General features: G+C 56.6%; 16 protein-coding genes. 11 read left to right on the top strand and 5 right to left on the bottom strand.

The window, feature by feature from the left end; all coding sequences use genetic code 11:
• Window positions 1-18: 18 nt before the first annotated feature.
• Window positions 19-303 carry a YrhK family protein gene (locus NF683_RS03950; protein ID WP_089040686.1) on the top strand — a complete coding sequence of 95 codons (285 nt, stop codon included), beginning with the start codon at window positions 19-21 and terminating at the stop codon, window positions 301-303.
• 12 nt (window positions 304-315) lie between these two features.
• Here NF683_RS03950 and NF683_RS03955 read toward each other — a convergent pair whose 3' ends face one another.
• A complete protein-coding gene (locus NF683_RS03955; protein ID WP_089040685.1) occupies window positions 316-1,068 on the bottom strand; it encodes a DeoR/GlpR family DNA-binding transcription regulator in 753 nt (250 codons plus the stop codon).
• Between the two features lie 148 nt (window positions 1,069-1,216).
• Between NF683_RS03955 and NF683_RS03960 the strand changes: the two genes are divergently transcribed.
• From NF683_RS03960 to NF683_RS03980, 5 genes are read left to right on the top strand one after another with little or no spacing between them, the layout of a single operon-like run.
• Window positions 1,217-2,197: an ABC transporter substrate-binding protein gene (locus tag NF683_RS03960; protein WP_193060082.1), complete on the top strand. Its 981-nt coding sequence runs from the start codon at window positions 1,217-1,219 to the stop codon at window positions 2,195-2,197.
• Between the two features lie 2 nt (window positions 2,198-2,199).
• The gene (locus tag NF683_RS03965; protein ID WP_253921311.1) at window positions 2,200-3,900 is read left to right on the top strand and encodes an ABC transporter permease; all 1,701 of its coding nucleotides are present in this window, start codon (window positions 2,200-2,202) and stop codon (window positions 3,898-3,900) included.
• Complete coding sequence (locus tag NF683_RS03970) at window positions 3,888-4,946, top strand: ABC transporter ATP-binding protein (protein WP_253921312.1); 1,059 nt, start codon at window positions 3,888-3,890, stop codon at window positions 4,944-4,946. Before NF683_RS03965 ends, NF683_RS03970 begins: the two co-directional genes overlap by 13 nt.
• Window positions 4,943-6,025 carry an MBL fold metallo-hydrolase gene (locus NF683_RS03975; RefSeq protein ID WP_253921313.1) on the top strand — a complete coding sequence of 361 codons (1,083 nt, stop codon included), beginning with the start codon at window positions 4,943-4,945 and terminating at the stop codon, window positions 6,023-6,025. The genes NF683_RS03970 and NF683_RS03975 overlap by 4 nt, the downstream gene beginning before the upstream one ends.
• A gap of 10 nt (window positions 6,026-6,035) precedes the next feature.
• Complete coding sequence (locus tag NF683_RS03980; RefSeq protein WP_089040680.1) at window positions 6,036-6,482, top strand: phosphatase domain-containing protein; 447 nt, start codon at window positions 6,036-6,038, stop codon at window positions 6,480-6,482.
• On the opposite strand, the gene NF683_RS03985 is transcribed toward NF683_RS03980, so the two are convergent.
• The 3 genes from NF683_RS03985 to NF683_RS03995 form a co-directional block, all read right to left on the bottom strand.
• Complete coding sequence (locus NF683_RS03985; protein ID WP_193060079.1) at window positions 6,479-7,642, bottom strand: MFS transporter; 1,164 nt, start codon at window positions 7,640-7,642, stop codon at window positions 6,479-6,481. The two genes, NF683_RS03980 and NF683_RS03985, sit on opposite strands and share 4 nt — an antisense overlap.
• Complete coding sequence (locus tag NF683_RS03990) at window positions 7,633-8,637, bottom strand: GlxA family transcriptional regulator (RefSeq protein WP_253921314.1); 1,005 nt, start codon at window positions 8,635-8,637, stop codon at window positions 7,633-7,635. The genes NF683_RS03985 and NF683_RS03990 overlap by 10 nt, the downstream gene beginning before the upstream one ends.
• A 118-nt stretch (window positions 8,638-8,755) precedes the next feature.
• Window positions 8,756-9,445, bottom strand: coding sequence for a GntR family transcriptional regulator (locus NF683_RS03995; RefSeq protein WP_089040677.1), 690 nt, complete (start codon window positions 9,443-9,445; stop codon window positions 8,756-8,758).
• Between the two features lie 156 nt (window positions 9,446-9,601).
• Here NF683_RS03995 and dctP point away from each other — a divergent pair, with 156 nt between their 5' ends.
• From dctP to NF683_RS04020, 5 genes are all read left to right on the top strand, one after another.
• Window positions 9,602-10,600, top strand: coding sequence for a TRAP transporter substrate-binding protein DctP (gene dctP / locus NF683_RS04000; RefSeq protein WP_253921315.1), 999 nt, complete (start codon window positions 9,602-9,604; stop codon window positions 10,598-10,600).
• Between the two features lie 100 nt (window positions 10,601-10,700).
• A complete protein-coding gene (locus tag NF683_RS04005) occupies window positions 10,701-11,222 on the top strand; it encodes a TRAP transporter small permease subunit (protein ID WP_089040675.1) in 522 nt (173 codons plus the stop codon).
• A 2-nt stretch (window positions 11,223-11,224) separates the two neighbouring features.
• Window positions 11,225-12,571, top strand: coding sequence for a TRAP transporter large permease (locus tag NF683_RS04010; RefSeq protein WP_253921316.1), 1,347 nt, complete (start codon window positions 11,225-11,227; stop codon window positions 12,569-12,571).
• 11 nt (window positions 12,572-12,582) lie between these two features.
• Window positions 12,583-13,950, top strand: coding sequence for a malonyl-CoA decarboxylase (locus tag NF683_RS04015; RefSeq protein ID WP_253921317.1), 1,368 nt, complete (start codon window positions 12,583-12,585; stop codon window positions 13,948-13,950).
• A complete protein-coding gene (locus NF683_RS04020) occupies window positions 13,947-15,485 on the top strand; it encodes a malonate--CoA ligase (RefSeq protein WP_253921318.1) in 1,539 nt (512 codons plus the stop codon). The genes NF683_RS04015 and NF683_RS04020 overlap by 4 nt, the downstream gene beginning before the upstream one ends.
• Window positions 15,486-15,564: 79 nt before the next feature.
• Here NF683_RS04020 and NF683_RS04025 read toward each other — a convergent pair whose 3' ends face one another.
• Complete coding sequence (locus NF683_RS04025) at window positions 15,565-17,160, bottom strand: solute:sodium symporter family transporter (protein WP_253921319.1); 1,596 nt, start codon at window positions 17,158-17,160, stop codon at window positions 15,565-15,567.
• Window positions 17,161-17,180: the final 20 nt, after the last annotated feature.

Consider the following 17,180-nt stretch of genomic DNA (forward strand, 5'->3'; position numbering starts at 1 on the left):
GACGACAAGGAGAGCACGATGCAACGTCAGCAAGACCCATCAACAAACGATTGGACATTTACTATTGGTCATCGCGAGCTAATCGTTCACCGTCGTTATGAAGTACTAAGCATAATGAACGACTTCATGATTGGCATTTGGTTTACTATCGGCAGCATCTGCTTTTTTTACAGCGGCACGATACTGACCGTCGGCGTATGGCTATTTGTGCTTGGTAGTGTACAGCTCTTGATACGCCCAGCGATTCGTTTACACCGCTACGTCTATTTCAAGCAGTTACCCGATACTGATCACGATGCTTAAGATGTCTCATCGTTAGCTTAAAAATCGCACTCCTCTCGCGGCCAGAGGGCTGCGCAGCCTATCCGGTAGCGGGCTATCAGTAATCACCGCATGATAGTCAGCAAGCTGGCCAGCGGCACAGCGCAGCGGTAGGTCGAATTTGGTTTTATCCAGCACCAGAATGCGATAGGCGGCATGGGATAGCAGCGCTTCGCGGGCCATAACTTCGTCATCATTGTAGTCATATAAATGGCCATCACTGTCCATGCCGCCCACTGAGACAATGCCGACATCCACCCGGTAGCGTTGAAAGAAGCGCCAGGCATCGCCGCCAATCACATCTTGATCACGGCGCCGTACCCGCCCACCCGCTACCACCAGCTCGCATTCCATGGTGCACAGTTTGATGAGTGCGTGCAGGTTATTGGTCATAATCTGCAGACCTTGCTTATCGCGTAAGGCGTCAGCCAGTTGCTCTACCGTGGTTCCGGTACCTAAAAATAGCGATTGGTGGTGCTGAACCAGCGAAGCGGCCTGGCGGGCAATCTGACGCTTACCCGCTTGATTAACGATTTGGCGCTGATCGTAGCCAATATTCTCCTGATCGGGAAATGGCAACACTTCCCCGTGGCGACGCAATACCAGCCCTTGCTCAGCCAAGACACGAACATCCCCACGCAGTGTTTGTATCGACACATCAAACTGGCCAGCTAGCGACTCCAGGGGCTGGCGACCTTGCTGGCGCACCTGCGCCAACACGGCACGGCGGCGCTCGTTTAAGCCCATTATTTTCTTCACGTTGGCGACCACCTTAGTAACGAAAGCCTTTTTTTGACAGGCGAAAGCCTACCGCCATCAAACGAAAGCGTAGTGTCACGATGTTGTAAGGCGATGACAGTAGTGTGATCAGTGTTCACCTACTGGAGGTTTTACGATGTTGAAGCGCTCACTGTGCACTGCCGTTACGCTTGCAAGCTTTGCTCTATCGTCGTCACTGCTGGCTGATGACAAATTGGTGCTCTATACCAGCCAACCGAATAGCGATGCCCAACAAACCGTGGATGCCTTTCAGGCCGCCTATCCTGATATTGAGGTGGAGTGGGTACGCGATGGCACCACTCGCCTGATGACTCGCCTACGCTCAGAGCTTTCCGCGGGTGTCAGCAACCCAGACGTACTATTAATTGCTGACAGCATGACCATGACCTCACTCAAGCAAGAGGGCCATTTGCAGGCTTACCTCAGCCCAGAGCGGGAGGCTTATGATGAGGCGCTATACGATCCGGAAGGCTACTTCTACGGCACCAAACTGATCACCACAGGGATTGTGTATAACACCGCTGCCGAGCATCAGCCGCAGCGTTGGCAAGATCTGACGGGGCCTGACTATGAAGGCCTGGTAACAATGCCAAGCCCGCTCTATTCCGGCGCAGCGCTGATTCATATGGCCGCGCTGAGCGACAACCCCGACCTTGGAATGGGCTACTACGAGGCGCTGCAAGCTAATCGTGCAGAAGCTCAGGGCGGGAATGGCGGCGTGTTCAATGCCGTTGCCTCAGGCACGAAGCCCTACGGTATCGTGGTGGATTTCCTGCCGATTCGCGAGGCCGCCAAGGGTTCACCGGTTGAGTTTGTCTTCCCTGCAGAGGGCGTTAGTGCGGTCACCGAGCCTGTCGCAATTATGCAGGGTGCCAACAACCCGGACGCCGCGCAGAAATTTGTCGATTTCGTGCTTTCCCAACAAGGCCAAGAACTCGTCAGCCAGCAAGGCTACCTACCTGCCCACCCGGCTGTTGCACCGCCTGAAGGCTTTCCCGCTCGTGATGCTATCCAGCTAATGCCGATCAATATTGAGCAAGCATTGGAGCAGGAAGAGACGTTGAAGCAGCGCTTTAGCGACCTGTTTGGCGGCTAACCATGACACCGTCGCTTAACGTTGGCAGCCAGCACCGCTGGCTGCTCAGCCTAATCACACTCACGGTGGTGCTATTAAGCCTAGCGCCTAGCCTGCGGCTACTGGCTGAGGCACTTAGTGACCTTGGCCAGGGCAGCGAATCACCGCTATGGAAGGTGCTTAACGCAGCGAGTACCTGGCGAGCGCTGTGGCACAGTGTGTATACCTCGGGCCTTGGCATGTTGATTGCGCTGGTGCTCGGTAGCCTATTCGCCTTCGTGATTACGCTGACCGACATCCGTGGCAAAGCGTGGCTTGTGTTCTGCTTTATGCTGCCGATGATGATTCCTCCCCAAGTGACGGCGCTGAGCTGGCTACAGCTGTTCGGCCCCGCCAGCCCGTTGCTGAAAAGCATTGGTATGGCACCGCCACTGGGCAGCCCTCAGCCGCTCTACTCAGCGGAAGGCATTGCTCTGTTGCTGGGGATTCAAAGCGCACCACTGGTCTTTTTAGCACTGCGCACCTCACTGATCTCACTCCCCCGCGAGCTTATCGAAGCGGCCCGTATCAGCGGCGCTCGCCAGACCCAAGTCTGGGGGCAGATTATTTTGCCAGTCACTCGGCACGGTTTAATCGCCGGGGCGGCGATGGCGTTTATTTCTAGCCTGGGCAACTTCGGCATTCCTGCCATGCTGGGGATTCCAGCGGGCTACTACGTTTTGCCGACGCTGATCTACCAGCGTATGGCTAGCTTTGGTACTGGCGTGCTGGCGGAAATGGCAGCGCTATCGTTATTGATTGGTGTGCTGGCACTGGCAGGCGTTGCCTTACAGCAGTACTGGATGAATCGCAGCCGCTTTGGCTTAGGCGGCCATAGCGGTCGCTCTCATGACTTTACCCTGGGCCGCTTTCGGCCAGCGGTGACGACCGTACTCGTCGGCGTTTTATTGGTGATTCTCGTCGCACCACTCGCAGCGCTGGTGGTCAGCTCATTGGTGCCCGCCATGGGCGTTCCCCTTAGCGTCGATAGCGTGACGTTAAACGCCTATCACGAAGTGATTGGCCGCCAAGGCGCCACCTGGCGCGCTGTACGCAACAGCCTATGGCTAGCAGGCGGTGCCGCGCTGGTGCTTATGCTGTGCAGTCTACCGCTAGCGTATCGCCTGCAGCGGCTGCCACCTCGCCTTCAGCAGTTGACGCTCAGCGCTATTGAACTGCCCTACGCACTACCTGGTGTGGTGCTGGCGATCGCCTGCATTTTGCTGTTCGTACGCCCTCTGCCGCTGATCAACGTTGCGCTCTACGGCACGCTCGGGCTGATCTTTGTGGCCTATCTGGCGCGTTTCTTAGTGGTATGCCTCAAACCCGTTAGCGCCAGCCTGGCCCAGCTTGATCCCTCCTTGGAAGAAGCCGCACAACTGGCAGGGGCAGGCCCGTGGCGGCGGCTAACCACGATCGTACTGCCGCTGATTGCGCCATCGCTATTTGCCGGGGGGCTGTTGGTCTTCCTGCTGGCGGTGAACGAGCTGACGGTATCGGCACTGCTTTGGAGCGCTGGCAACGAAACGCTGGGCGTATTGATTTTTAACCTTGATGAGGGCGGTGAGAGCGTGCTGGCATCGGCGGTATCGGTACTGGTGGTCTTGATGGTCGCCACGCTGATGCTGTCGCTCAGCCTGCTCGCCCCTCGTTTACCCAAAGGAGTCGTGCCATGGCAGGGCTAGCAATTCAACAGGTCACCAAACAGTTTGGCGACCATCGCGCGGTCAATGACCTCTCGCTAGAGATTGCACCAGGGGAATTTGTGGCACTGCTGGGCCCCAGCGGCTGCGGTAAAACCACCATGCTACGTATGCTGGCGGGGTTCGAAAATGTCACTGGCGGCGAAATACGCCTGAACGATACGCTGCTAGCCAGCCGCCATCACCATGTACCACCAGAGCAGCGCAACATGGCGATGGTGTTTCAGTCATACGCGCTCTGGCCGCATATGAACGTGGCCGACAACGTCGGTTACCCACTCAAACTGCGCCGCATTCAGGGCAGTGAATATCAACGCCGAGTTGCTCATGCACTGGCTCAGGTAGCCTTGGAACCCTATGCACAGCGTTCGCCACAGGAGCTAAGCGGTGGTCAGCGCCAACGGGTCGCGCTAGCCCGCTGTCTAGTGACCGACCCTGCGGTTGTACTGCTGGATGAGCCGCTGGCCAATCTAGACCGTAATCTGCGTGCCTCCATGGAACACAGCTTTGTGGATTTCCACCGCCGTACCCGCGCGACGATGGTGTACGTCACTCACGATCAAAGTGAAGCCATGGCGATGGCGGACCGCATTGCCGTAATGCGCGATGGGGAGCTAGTACAGTGGGCAACGCCCGAAACGCTTTATCGCCAACCGCGCAGCGAATGGGTGGCCAGCTTTATCGGTCAAGGTAGCCAGTTGGCCATTGCCAACGGCGCGCCAGGGCAGCGGCTAACGGAAAGTGCCCTGATGCAAGGGCTGGCTGCGGCACACAACTCCCGCGCCCAAGCTGCACGTCAACCCGTCCTGGTTCGCCCCGAGCATATTCGCGTAGACGCTCAGGCTCCCAATGAACATGACCTCACCGGGCGCGTCGAGCGGTTAACATTTCGTGGTGAACGCTACGAGTTACACCTGCGTCTGCCCAGCGGCGAAGCCTTGCTGGCTTACCATCACCACGCGCTTGAAGAGGGCCAACAAGTCGCTCTGCGGCTATTGGAAGGCTGGTGTCTGGAGCCTGACCAATGAGCACTCGTATTCATCTATTAAGCGGGCTGGGGGGTAAAGGCCCAGCCGCTATCGTGGTCGAAACCAACGGCAAACGGCTGCTGCTGGACGCAGGAGGCGCGCTGCACCCTGGGGAGCCTATCACCTGGGCAGATGGCTTGGGCGTAGACGCTATTCTGATTAGCCACGACCATATTGACCATATCGGTGGCGTTGCCGAACTGCCCGATACTATCCCGCTCTACTGCACGCCCTTAGTCGCCAACACATTGCCTAAACACCGCGCTTGGCAGCCTTTGCCAGCACGCGGAAGCCTTATGGTCGAAGGTATCAAGGTGACCACCGGCCAAGCAGGGCACTCGCTAGGCGGCGTTTGGCTGCACTTGGACGTGGATGGCGGCATTTTCTACAGCGGCGATGCCTGTTTTGAATCCCGCTTGTTTCCTTTCGATACACCGCCACCTGCACGCACGGCGCTGCTGGACGCTTCCTATGGCAACTATGACCAACCCCAGGAAAGCTGCGTGCAGGCTATTCGTCTGCAGCTTGACCAGCCGTTAGTATTACCGGTGCCTGAAACAGGGCGCGCCCTGGAAATGGCCCTGTGGCTGTCGGAAGAGGCCGACCGTCGTCAGTTCCCTTTCGCCATTGACCCGATTATTCGCGATAACCTCGCCGCACTGCTAGCACTGCCAAGCGACTTACGCCGCCCAGGTCTCGACAGTGCGATTAGCGCACTGTTAGAACGGCGGAATGCTTCGCAGCCAGCGCTGCAGTTGGTTAGTGACCGCAATGATACGCCCGACCAATGGCCCAATTACCAGCTACTGCACACCGGTTACCTAACACCTGAACGCCAAGTTCAACTCGCCGCAGGCGAGATAAGCTGGCAACGCTGGAATGTGCATCTGCGCGCCTCCCACCTAGTAGCGCTTGCCGATCAGCTTGCTGCCGCTCAGGTAGTGCCGCTATTTACCCCGCTGACTGGCAATTGTTTAAGCGAATGGCGTCAACGTCTGGGACAGCGGCTACGCATCCATCACACCTTAGAGCTTCAACCGCATACGGCCACGCGCCCTACCGCCCATTTAACCGTTTAGGAAATTAATAATGTCCGCAGTGATTGTTGATGTTGACGGCACGCTTGCCGAATTCCACCCCACCGACGTACACGAGTGGGTTCTTGGCCCCGCCAAGCAGTGGGATCCTTTTTTTGCCCATATGGCTGAAGCGCCGGTGATCGACGCGGTGGCCAAACTGGTTAAGATCCTCAAGGCCCAAGGCCAGCAGATCGTGATTTGCAGCGGCCGTCCGGATAGCCACCGTGAGCACACCCAGCGCTGGCTAGAGCGCCACACCATTCCCTTTGATGCGATGTACCTGCGCCCGCAAGGCGATGACCATGTAGATGATGAAGAGGTGAAAGCCGCGCTACTCAATCAAATGCGTAGCGACGGCTTTGCGCCTTGGCTGGTGCTGGATGACCGTGACGCGGTAGTCGCCCAATGGCGCGCACTCGGACTTACTTGCCTGCAGTGCGCACCGGGAGATTTTTAAGCGCTTGCCAGCCGGATTCGGTGCTGCCACACCAGCACCACCAAGGGCACCAGCGCGACGGGGATTAATAGTAGGTTAAGCATCGCCCAGCCCAAGCCGCTAACCAAAGGCCCAGCGAACAAGGCGGTCACCGCCGCGGTGCCAAACACTAGAAACTCGTTGGCGGCCTGGGTGCGCGCTTTATCCACCGGGCGGTAGCTCTCAGTGAGCAGTCCGGTGGCGGGTAGGAAGGTAAAGTTCCAGCCCAAGCCCAACAAAATCAGCGCTACGTTGAAACCGACTAAACCGATTCCCCACTGAGCAACCAAAGCACTGGCTACCAGCAGCAGGCAACCTGCCACAATGACTTGTTTGGCGCCGAAGCGGGTGGCCAAATGGCCAGTAAAGAAGGAAGGCAAGAACATCGCTACCACGTGCCACTGAATGGTCATTGAAACGTGGTTAAAGTGGTGGCCAGCTCCCTCCATGGCGAGCGGTGTGGCGGTCATCGCCAGATTCATCACACCGTAGCCGACCATCGCCGCGCTCACCGCGACAATAAATCCGGGCTGGCGAAGTATCTTCCCTAGCGGCAGTGCGCTGCCTTCGCAGTGGGTGCGAGAAGCGGGCGGTAACCGTGTCAGCATCAATACCGCTAATGCCAACGCATAGAGCACAGCTAAACCCACGAAACTGCCCAGAAACGGCACCTCGCCCAGCTCACGGCTCACTCTGGCCAACCACGGTCCTGCAAACGCCGCCAGCACACCGCCGCCCATCACCAGACCAATCGCCCGGTCACGCATCAATGCCGGGGCGGCCTCTACTGCGGCAAAGCGATACAGTTGACCAAAGCCAATGCCGATACCAATCAGCCAGGTGGCCAGTAAGAACAGTCCAAAGTGCTCACCCATCAGCGCCTGGACGGCAACCAGTGCGCCTACGAATCCCACTATATTGCCCAGAATAAAGCCACGCTTTCGCCCCAGCCTGGCCATGATTAGTGAGGCCGGAATAGTCGCGCACATCAGCCCCAGCCACTGGGTAGCAACAGGCGCTGTCGACCATGACGCGCTAGGGGCCAAGGACGCCCCTATCAGCGGTGACACGGCGATCAACAAGACATTGCCAGTAACCAGCAACGCCTGACAGAGCGATAATAGAGTGACGGTTAAAGGCATGAGAGGTTCTCCTGTGTGGCGCCAGCATGGGAAGAGGCAAAGCGTTGACGATAGACCGAGGGCGATACGCCGTAGTAGCGCTGAAACTGGCGGCGCAACTGCTCTGCGCCGCCCAGCCGCCAGCGTTGCGCTAGGCGCTCAAGGGAGAGCTGCTCGCGCTCATTGAGCAGCGCCAGGCGCGCTTGTTCAAGGCGTAGTTGGGTCAGGTAAGTACCCGGCGTAGTATTCAGATAACGCCTGAACAGCCGGGTTAAATGACGCGGGGAGACCGCCATTAGGTCGGCCATACTCTCAAGCCCGTGATCTACGCTGGGGTCGGCATGGAGTTGATCCAGCAGGCGGCGCAGCGGCCCCGCCTCTTGCTGGTGGCGCAGTATCTCGCTGAACTGTGACTGCCCGCCTGGGCGCTGCAAAAACACCACTAACTCGCGCGCCACTCGTCCGGCTAGGTCAGCACCGTGGTCCGCCTCTACCAGCGACAGCGCCAAATCAATTCCTGCCGTTACACCGGCGCTGGTGTAGCGGCCGTTGCTTTCGATATACAGTGCATCAGGCTCAACGCTTAGCGCGGGATACTCTTCGGCCAATTGAACTGCATGGCGCCAGTGGGTGGTGACGCGGCAGCCATCCAGCAGCCCTGCAGCGGCTAGTAAAAATGCCCCAGAGCAGATAGATCCAAACCGTCTCACCTCAGGGGCGACCTCACACAGCACCTGTTTCACAGCGGCTATGTCACGCTGCTGCATCACGCCACTGCCGCCCGCCACCAACAGCGTATCCAGGGGCAGTAAATGCTTAAGCTGGTGGTAGCTGTGCGTCGCATGCACGGCTAAGCCGCTGTTGGTGGCTACTGGGCCAACGGCATCGGAGACCAGCGTCAACTGATAGAGCGGTTGAGGGCTTAACGCATTGGCGCTGGCAAACACCTGCCAAGGGCCACTGACATCCAACAGTTGGCAGTCAGGGTAAGCAAATAGGACAACATGGCGAGTCACAGTCTCTCTCCGCTAACGGGATATAGAAGCATGAGAGAGTGTCAGCGCTACGCCCGATGTCGGCAAGGACCATTACTCCACCGATTCGGACATCTTTATCAAAAACGATACATTAGGCTCAGCCCGTTCTCTCTATCTCTAATGGCGACTCCATCCTGCGTACGCTGGAAACGAAATCGCTAAAGCGCTCGCCCTGAATCAATACATGGTCGCTCAGTGCTTGCTGAGCAGCCACAGAGTCGCCCCGCTCAATAGCCTCGACGATGGCTTGATGCTCGCTGAGAGAGCTATTTACCCGTTGACGCACCTGCAGCTGTAGCCGTCGGTAAGGCTTTAAGCGCTGCTTCAATTGACGCGCTTCGCTGGCCAAAAAGGCGTTGTGGCTAGCGGTGTAGATACAGTCATGAAACCCTTCGTTTTCGTAGTAATACTCGTCGCTGTCACCAGCCAGCGCTGCTGCTTCGCAGCGCTGATGCGCTTCGCGTAACGCGGCCAGTTCGGCTTCGGTAATCCGCCGTGCCGCCAAGCGGCCGCACATACCCTCTAACTCCGCCATCACCTCGAACATCTCGATCAGTTGATCAATTCCCACTTTCGCAACGAAGGTGCCCTTCTTCGGCGAAACGGTGACCAAGCCGCTGGCGACCAGCTGCTGAAAGGCTTCGCGCACCGGGGTACGCGAGACCTGAAACTCTCGCCCTAAGGCTTCTGGATCCAGGCGCTCTCCCGGTAAACGACGGCCATTGATGATGTCATCTTCAAGAGAATCTCTTAATCGCTGAGCGTTAGAAAGCTTAGTGCCCGTCATGTTTCACCTCCTTGGATCACGACTCATGTTAGCCATTTTAATGCTGTCATATAGTTGACATTAGCATACGTAGCGCCTATTGATATATATATCAGGTCAACTGATAGATATATATAGCCAATCCAAACACACAACAACAACTGTTGGAGACGCCACATGCAACGCTATTTGATCTCAACTGCTGCCGCCCTTGGTCTCGCCATTGCGGCTTCTTCCCATGCCTCTGCCGATACCGTGCTACGCGCGTCGCACCAATTCCCTGGAGGGCAAGGGGATGTTCGCGACGAAATGGTGCAAATGATGGCCCGCCATGTCGCCGAGGCAGATGTTGGCCTGACGATAGAGGTCTACCCGGGTCAATCGCTGTTTAAAGCGCGTGAACAGTGGGGCGCTATCGCTCGTGGTCGCCTCGATATCACCTCGCTGCCGCTGGATTATGCCAGCGGACGGCACCCGGAGTTCTCTGCCACGCTGATGCCTGGCTTAGTGCGCAACCAAGCACACGCTCAGCGTTTGAATGACTCCGAATATATGGAGATGATCAAAGCGGTGATTCTAGAGGGCGGCGCTCGAGTACTCTCGGATGCGTGGCTATCGGGCGGTTTTGCCTCTAGCGAACAGTGCGTTACCTCCCCGGATACCGTCGAGGGCCAAAATTTCCGTGCTGCCGGACCTGCGTTTGAACAAATGCTAGAGGCCGCTGGTGCCTCCATTGCCTCCATGCCCTCTTCTGAGGTGTATACCGCCATGCAAACCGGTGTGTTGGATGCCGCCAACACCTCGTCGATGTCGTTTATCTCTTTCCGGCTTTATGAACAGGTTGAATGCTTGACCGAACCGGGTGACTTCGCGCTCTGGTACATGTACGAGCCGATTCTTATTTCCGAGCAGGTATGGCAAGGGCTTAATGAAGAGCAGCAAGCGGCGCTGATGGAAGCCGGAGAAGCCGCAGAGGCCTTCTTCGCTGAAGAGGCCGCCGCCATTGATCAGGAGATGGTCGACCTTTACGAGGAGAATGGCGTCGAGGTGGTCAGTATGAGTGAAGAGGACTACAACGCCTGGCTCAATATCGCCAAGGAAACCTCCTACAAGAACTTTTCCGACAATGTGCCCAATGGCCAAGCCATTATCGATGCAGCGCTGGCCGTCGAATAAGCAACCCACGAACGCCTAATGGCTCGGCTGCCCTTCGGGGTGGCCGTTTTCAACGGATGCTTGCTTAGCTTGGCGAAATAACCAGCTTGACGAGGGAAATATGGCACCTGCAACGACTCACAATGCCCTTGCTCGCGGGGGCATCATTGGCGGCTACATTCGCGTCATGGATAAGCTCTCGCGGCTTTCCGCCTATTTAGCCTGCGCCATGTTTATCGCTGGCGTATTAGTGATTTGCCAGATGGTATTTATTCGCTACTTACTCGGAATGAGCACCAGTTGGCAGACCGAATTCACCATTTTCTCAGTAACGGCGGCGATGCTGATGGGCAGCCCTTATGTACTGATGACCGGCGGCCACGTCGCGATCACGATTGTGCCCGATGCGCTGGGCGGTATTACCCGCACCATCATGCGTTTGATCGCTTCCCTGTTTGGATTAGGTTTCTGTGCCGCCCTGGCGTATGCCAGCTGGGTGTATGTTTTTGAGGCACTCCACGGCGGGTGGACGACGGGCTCCGTCTGGAATCCACCGCTGTGGCCCGCCCTGTTGCCCATGGCCATCGGCGCCACCCTGCTGTCGTTGCAGTATGTGGCTGAAATTCTGCGTGGGGAGAGTTAAGCATGGATCCCATTACCTTAGGCATTATTGTCGCCATCGCACTGATTGGGCTAATGGCCATTGGCACCCCTATCGCTTTCGCCCTCGGCGGTGTATCGCTGCTAGCACTGCTCTACGACCGCGGCCTTGCCGAGCTCACCTACTTCGGTGAAACCTTTTTTGACCGCATCGCCGAGTTTGGTTTTGTCGCCATTCCAATGTTTATTCTGATGGGCGCCGCGGTAGCCTCCTCCCCCACCGGGCGCGATCTGTACCGCTCGCTGGATCTATGGATGGGCAAGCTGCCCGGCGGCTTGGCGGTTTCCAATATCGGCGCCTGCTCAATCTTTGCTGCGCTCTCGGGATCATCACCGGCCACCTGCGCGGCGATTGGTAAAATGGGTATTCCCGAAATGCGCATGCGTGGCTACCCGGATGGCGTCGCGGCGGGCTGTATTGCCGCAGGCGGCACCCTGGGCATCCTGATTCCGCCGTCGGTCACCATGATCATCTACGGTATCTCCACCGAAACCTCGATTGGTCGACTATTTATTGCCGGGGTGGTGCCAGGCTTTATGCTCGCGGGCTTGTTTATGATCTGGACGATGATCGCCTGCAAGCTGGCCGGTGGCTATAACAATTCCATGAACAATCCCATGGCGGAGTCCGTCGAACGGCTAAAGCAGAACGTTAAGCAGAATGTTGATAGCAACCTGAAAGCGCTCGTGCGTGTTCTGCCTTTCCTGGGCGTGGTCGCGGGCATCCTATTTGCCCTGTATGGCGGTGTGGCAACACCTTCAGAGGCGGCGGGCGTGGGTGCATTTCTGTGTTTGGCGCTGGCTATTCTGATCTACCGCATGTGGCAGCTGGGCCCAATCAAGCTGATTATGCGCGACTCATTGCGCGAAAGCGTGATGATTATGCTGGTGATCGCCACCGCCGAAGTGTTCGCCTACGCGCTCTCCTCTATGTTTATCACCCAAACCGTCGCCGCTGCGATTGCTGACCTGGAGATCAATCGCTGGGCGCTGATGGGGGTGATTAACCTCTTCCTGCTAGTGGCCGGTTTCTTCCTACCGCCTGTGGCCGTGATCGTCATGACCGCGCCGATTCTGTTACCCATCATCCTGGCGGCTAATTTCGACCCCTACTGGTTTGCGGTGATTTTGACCATCAACCTGGAGATCGGCCTGATCACACCGCCAGTGGGTCTCAACCTGTTCATTATTAAAGGTATCGCGCCGGATATTTCGCTGCGCGACATTCTGATGGGAAGCTTGCCCTACGCGCTATGTATGGTGCTGGGTATCTTGCTGCTGTGCCTCTTCCCGGGCATCGCGCTTTGGCTACCTAACTTGATCATGGGTTAAGGAGTTCGACCATGAACATGCTGTTTTTGCAGGAGCTGTTCAACAACATCACCCAGCGTGATGCGCTGTTGCGGCGCCGCCATCCCGAAACCTTAACACCCGACCATGGGCAGTTGATTCATGCCTGTCAGAAATTGTTGGAAAGCGATGGCGAAGCTTCCAGCATCGCGCTGGCAAGCCGCGCCTTGGCGATTTATCAGCGCCTTTCGGCAGCTGAAAAAAGCAGCTTCTTTGCCCGCCTAACGACTGACTTTGCGGCCGAGCCCGGCCCCATTGACGCGGCCTATCTGGCGTATCAAGCAGCTCGCGACAATCAATCGCTACAGCGCTTGTTTGAAGCCTGTGAGCCCCGTCGCCAAGAGCTTTTCCGGCGCCTAAATCTCGCCAGCGACGGCACCTATGAGCTGGTTAAAATGCGTGAAGACCTGCTGGGGTTGCTACGCGAACAGCCGGAATTAGCGGCTATCGACAACGATTTCGCACACCTGTTCGGCTCCTGGTTTAACCGTGGCTTTTTGATGCTCAAGCGCATTGACTGGAACACCCCCGCCTCGATTCTAGAGAAGATCATCCGCTACGAAGCGGTACACGAGATTCAGGATTGGGACGACCTGCGCCGTCGGCTGGATGCCCGTGACCGTCGCTGTTTCGCCTTTTTCCACCCCGCCATTGGCGATGAGCCGCTAATCTTTGTAGAAGTGGCCCTCCACAAGGGCCTGCCAAGCCGTATTCAGCCCATTCTCTCTGGCGAAAGCAGCTATAGCAAAAAAGGTATCGATGACCCCGAGGATGCTGACACGGCGGCGTTCTTTGGCATTAGCAACTGTCAGAACGGGCTGCGCGGGATCTCCTTCGGTAACTTTTTGATCAAACAGGTGGTGCAAGAGCTCTCCCAGGAGCTGCCGCAGCTTAAATACTTCGTCACCCTCTCGCCGGTACCTGGCTTCGCTCAGTGGCTTCAGGAGCAGCGGGACGATGAGCAACTTCCCTCGTCGCTGCGTCAATCACTCAAAGGGCTTGAAACCCCAGGATGGCATCAGGACCAAGCGCTTGAAGAGCAGCTGAAAGCCGCGATTCGCCCACTGGCCGCCCGTTATCTGGCCGAAGAGAAAAACCGCCACGGCTTGCCACTCAATCCGGTGGCCCGCTTTCACCTCGGCAATGGCGCCGAACTGCACCGCATTAACTGGTTGGGCGATACCTCCGAGAAGGGCTTTAAACAAGCCGCAGGACTGATGGTTAACTATCTGTATGTGCTGAACGATATCGAGCGCAATCACGAAAACTATACCGCCAAGGCGACCGTTGCTTGCTCAAATGAGGTGCGTGATCTCGCCAAACGCGCCCGCAAGCTGGCCAAGGGAGAGACCACCAAATGAGCTACAACCTATTTGAAACCTTTGCTGCCAAAATGCGCGAACGCGCAGAGGCCGATTTTATTACCACCGGCGACGGCCGCCGCTATCGCTACGCCGATGCGCTAACCATCAGTGCGCAGCTTGCGGGTGCACTCACCGAGTTAGGCGTTAAGCAAGGTGACCGCGTCGCGGTACAGGTAGATAAAAGTCCTGAGGCAATACTGCTTTACTTGGCCTGCCTGCGCATCGGCGGCGTCTATTTACCCCTCAATACGGGCTATACCGGCGATGAAATTCGCTACTTTTTAAATGACGCCGAGCCAGCGCTATTTGTTTGTCGACCGACACTAGAAGAGCAAGCGCGATCACTAGCTAATGAAACCGGCTGCCCTGCGGTGGCAACCCTAGGCAGCGCTGCCGATGGCAGCTTGATGGAAGCCGCCCAAGCGGCAACGCCAAGGCAAGACATAGTGACGATTGGTCAGCGTGACTTGGCTGCGATTCTCTACACGTCAGGCACCACCGGACGCTCCAAAGGCGCCATGCTAACGCACCAAAATCTCGCCTCTAACGCCGAGACCCTGGCCAAAGCATGGCACTTCAGCGCTGATGATCGGCTGATCCATGCGCTGCCAATCTTCCACACCCACGGCTTATTCGTCGCTTGCAACGTCACCTTGATAGCGGGCGCCAGCATGCTATTCCTGCCCAAGTTCGATGCGGATGTGATTTTTGATGAGCTGCCCCATGGCAGTGTGATGATGGGCGTTCCCACCTTCTATACCCGGCTAGTTCAGGACGAACGACTAACCCCAGAAGCGACTGCCCATATGCGGCTGTTCGTTTCCGGCTCTGCGCCACTCACCGCCGAGACCCACGAGGCATTTGAAGCCAAAACAGGCCATGCGATTCTTGAACGCTACGGCATGACCGAAACCAATATGAATCTCTCCAACCCCTATGAAGGCGCCCGCCGAGCAGGCACCGTGGGCATGCGGCTACCCGGTGTGGAGATGCGTATTACCAATCGCGAAACCGGCGATGAGGTGCCTTTGGGCGAGATTGGCATGCTGCAGATTCGCGGCCCGAATGTGTTTATCGGCTACTGGCGAATGCCCGAAAAAACCCGTGAAGAGCTATTAGACGATGGCTTTTTCATTACCGGCGATCTCGCCATGGTCGACGAGCAGGGCTATGTGCATATTGTGGGCCGTGACAAGGATCTGGTGATTTCCGGCGGCTACAACGTCTACCCCAAAGAGGTGGAGCAGGTGATCGATGAGCTTGAGCAAGTCGCAGAATCCGCAGTCATCGGTCTACCGCATCCTGACTTTGGCGAAGGCGTTACCGCAGTGGTCGTTCGCCAGCAAGGTGCCGATCTTGGAGAAAACCAGCTTGAAGAGGAGCAAGTAATCACCCATTTAGATGGACGGCTCGCTAAGTATAAGCAGCCCAAGCGGGTCTTCTTTGTCGATGAACTGCCGCGCAATACGATGGGTAAGGTACAAAAAAACGAGCTGCGTAAGCGCTTTGGAGATACCTACCGAGCGACTTAGCTCTACAACCGCCTTACAAACACTGACGCCCCGCATAGGCGGGGCGTCAGTGACAATATCTGCGTTGTGTTAGCGGTGGTCAGCCAGCAAACGAGGCGTACATAATCACCACTAATACCACAAGCACAATGCCGGTTGGCACAGCGCCCTTCCAAGGCGTGAGATCGACATCGCCCGAATCTTCTTGCACCCAGGCGGTAGCGCGGGGACGCAGCTTACCAATGATCAGCATCACGGCAACCAACAGCACGAACACAGCGGCGACAAAGTGGAACTCATGCATCACCATCGGCAGCTTGTTAAACGGCGGAACAAAGTAGCCTGCTGCGATCAGCAAACAGCCCCCTACCAACGCTACTTTAGCCGCCATGGGAGGCACGCGTTTGGTCAGAAGCCCCACCAGAACAACCGCCAAAATAGGGATAAAGTAAATCGCGTTCATCTTCTGCAGGTAGCCAAATAGACTTTCCTGGCCTGCCAGCAGCGGCGCAATAATCATGGTCGTTACGGCCATAATCCAGCCAAATACCTTGCCTGATTTCACGACCTCTTCTTCAGTGGCATCTTTTTTCAGCACACCTTTATAGATACCCAGGCTGAAAATCGTGGTGGTACTGTTTAGCGCCGAGTTAAACGAGGAGAGAATCGCCCCGACCATTACCGCAGCAAAGAAACCTGTTAGGTACGGCGGCAACACGTTAAACACCAAGTGGCCATACGCTTCATCCGCGCGAACGCCTTGGTCGGCGTAAAGGTGGTAAGCAATGATCCCCGGCAGCACCAGATAGAGCGGGCCTAACAGTTTAAAGAAGCCGGTCAGCAACACGCCTTTTTGGCCTTCTGCGAGGTTTTTTGCCGCAAAGGTGCGCTGAATAATTTGCTGGTTCGTCGTCCAGTAAAACAGGTGTAGCAACAGGACGCCGGTAAAAATAGTCGAGAACGGTACCTGTTGGTCAGGACCACCTACCGAGTTAAATTTACTCGGATCGCTCTCTTTCAGAATGCTCCAGCCTTCCATGATGCCACTGCCATTGCTCACTGCCTGAAGGCCGAAATAAACGATGACAAAGCCACCGATCAATAGACCGACGCCATTCAAGGTATCTGAGACCGCCACCGTACGCAGGCCACCAAACAGCGCATAGACCGCGCCGATGATGCCAACCGTCCAGACAGTGGCCCACAGCAGCGCCGTACTCGACTGAATGCCGGTAAGCCCTTGAAGATCAAGCATGCCCTGTAAACCAATAGCCCCTGAATAGAGAATGATAGGCAACAGCACAACGGCGTAAGCAATCAAGAAAATTACATTGGCAATCAGTTGAGTACCGTTATCAAAACGTATTGCTAACAGCTGGGGGAGCGTTGCAATTCCACTTTTAAGAAAGCGCGGTAGGAAAAACAGCGCCAGTGCTACCAAAGCGATCACCGCAATCACTTCCCAGGCCATAACACTCAGACCATCGGTAAACGCGGAACCGTTTAGCCCAACCATCTGCTCAGTTGAGAGATTGGTCATCAGCAGTGAGGCGGCTATTAGTGGAAAGGTTAGTGTCCTTCCGGCTAAGAAATAACCACTCGTACTTCGGTGATCATCTCTACGCGTAATGCGCCACGTAACAAAGGCCACCAGGCCGGTAAAAAAGAGAAACGATGCCAGCGTTAGGGCATGCATGGGAAGGTCCTTGGGAGTAG

Origin of the sequence: Halomonas sp. MS1 (assembly GCF_024182575.1) — a bacterium.
Lineage (GTDB): Bacteria > Pseudomonadota > Gammaproteobacteria > Pseudomonadales > Halomonadaceae > Vreelandella.

Excerpts from the sequence above, each read along its gene's own strand:
- NF683_RS03950 (WP_089040686.1), top strand. The coding sequence starts at position 19 with ATGCAACGTCAGCAAGACCCATCAACAAACGATTGGACATTTACTATT.
- NF683_RS03955 (WP_089040685.1), bottom strand. The coding sequence starts at position 1,068 with ATGGGCTTAAACGAGCGCCGCCGTGCCGTGTTGGCGCAGGTGCGCCAG.
- NF683_RS03960 (WP_193060082.1), top strand. The coding sequence starts at position 1,217 with ATGTTGAAGCGCTCACTGTGCACTGCCGTTACGCTTGCAAGCTTTGCT.
- NF683_RS03965 (WP_253921311.1), top strand. The coding sequence starts at position 2,200 with ATGACACCGTCGCTTAACGTTGGCAGCCAGCACCGCTGGCTGCTCAGC.
- NF683_RS03970 (WP_253921312.1), top strand. The coding sequence starts at position 3,888 with ATGGCAGGGCTAGCAATTCAACAGGTCACCAAACAGTTTGGCGACCAT.
- NF683_RS03975 (WP_253921313.1), top strand. The coding sequence starts at position 4,943 with ATGAGCACTCGTATTCATCTATTAAGCGGGCTGGGGGGTAAAGGCCCA.
- NF683_RS03980 (WP_089040680.1), top strand. The coding sequence starts at position 6,036 with ATGTCCGCAGTGATTGTTGATGTTGACGGCACGCTTGCCGAATTCCAC.
- NF683_RS03985 (WP_193060079.1), bottom strand. The coding sequence starts at position 7,642 with ATGCCTTTAACCGTCACTCTATTATCGCTCTGTCAGGCGTTGCTGGTT.
- NF683_RS03995 (WP_089040677.1), bottom strand. The coding sequence starts at position 9,445 with ATGACGGGCACTAAGCTTTCTAACGCTCAGCGATTAAGAGATTCTCTT.
- dctP (WP_253921315.1), top strand. The coding sequence starts at position 9,602 with ATGCAACGCTATTTGATCTCAACTGCTGCCGCCCTTGGTCTCGCCATT.
- NF683_RS04005 (WP_089040675.1), top strand. The coding sequence starts at position 10,701 with ATGGCACCTGCAACGACTCACAATGCCCTTGCTCGCGGGGGCATCATT.
- NF683_RS04010 (WP_253921316.1), top strand. The coding sequence starts at position 11,225 with ATGGATCCCATTACCTTAGGCATTATTGTCGCCATCGCACTGATTGGG.
- NF683_RS04015 (WP_253921317.1), top strand. The coding sequence starts at position 12,583 with ATGAACATGCTGTTTTTGCAGGAGCTGTTCAACAACATCACCCAGCGT.
- NF683_RS04020 (WP_253921318.1), top strand. The coding sequence starts at position 13,947 with ATGAGCTACAACCTATTTGAAACCTTTGCTGCCAAAATGCGCGAACGC.
- NF683_RS04025 (WP_253921319.1), bottom strand. The coding sequence starts at position 17,160 with ATGCATGCCCTAACGCTGGCATCGTTTCTCTTTTTTACCGGCCTGGTG.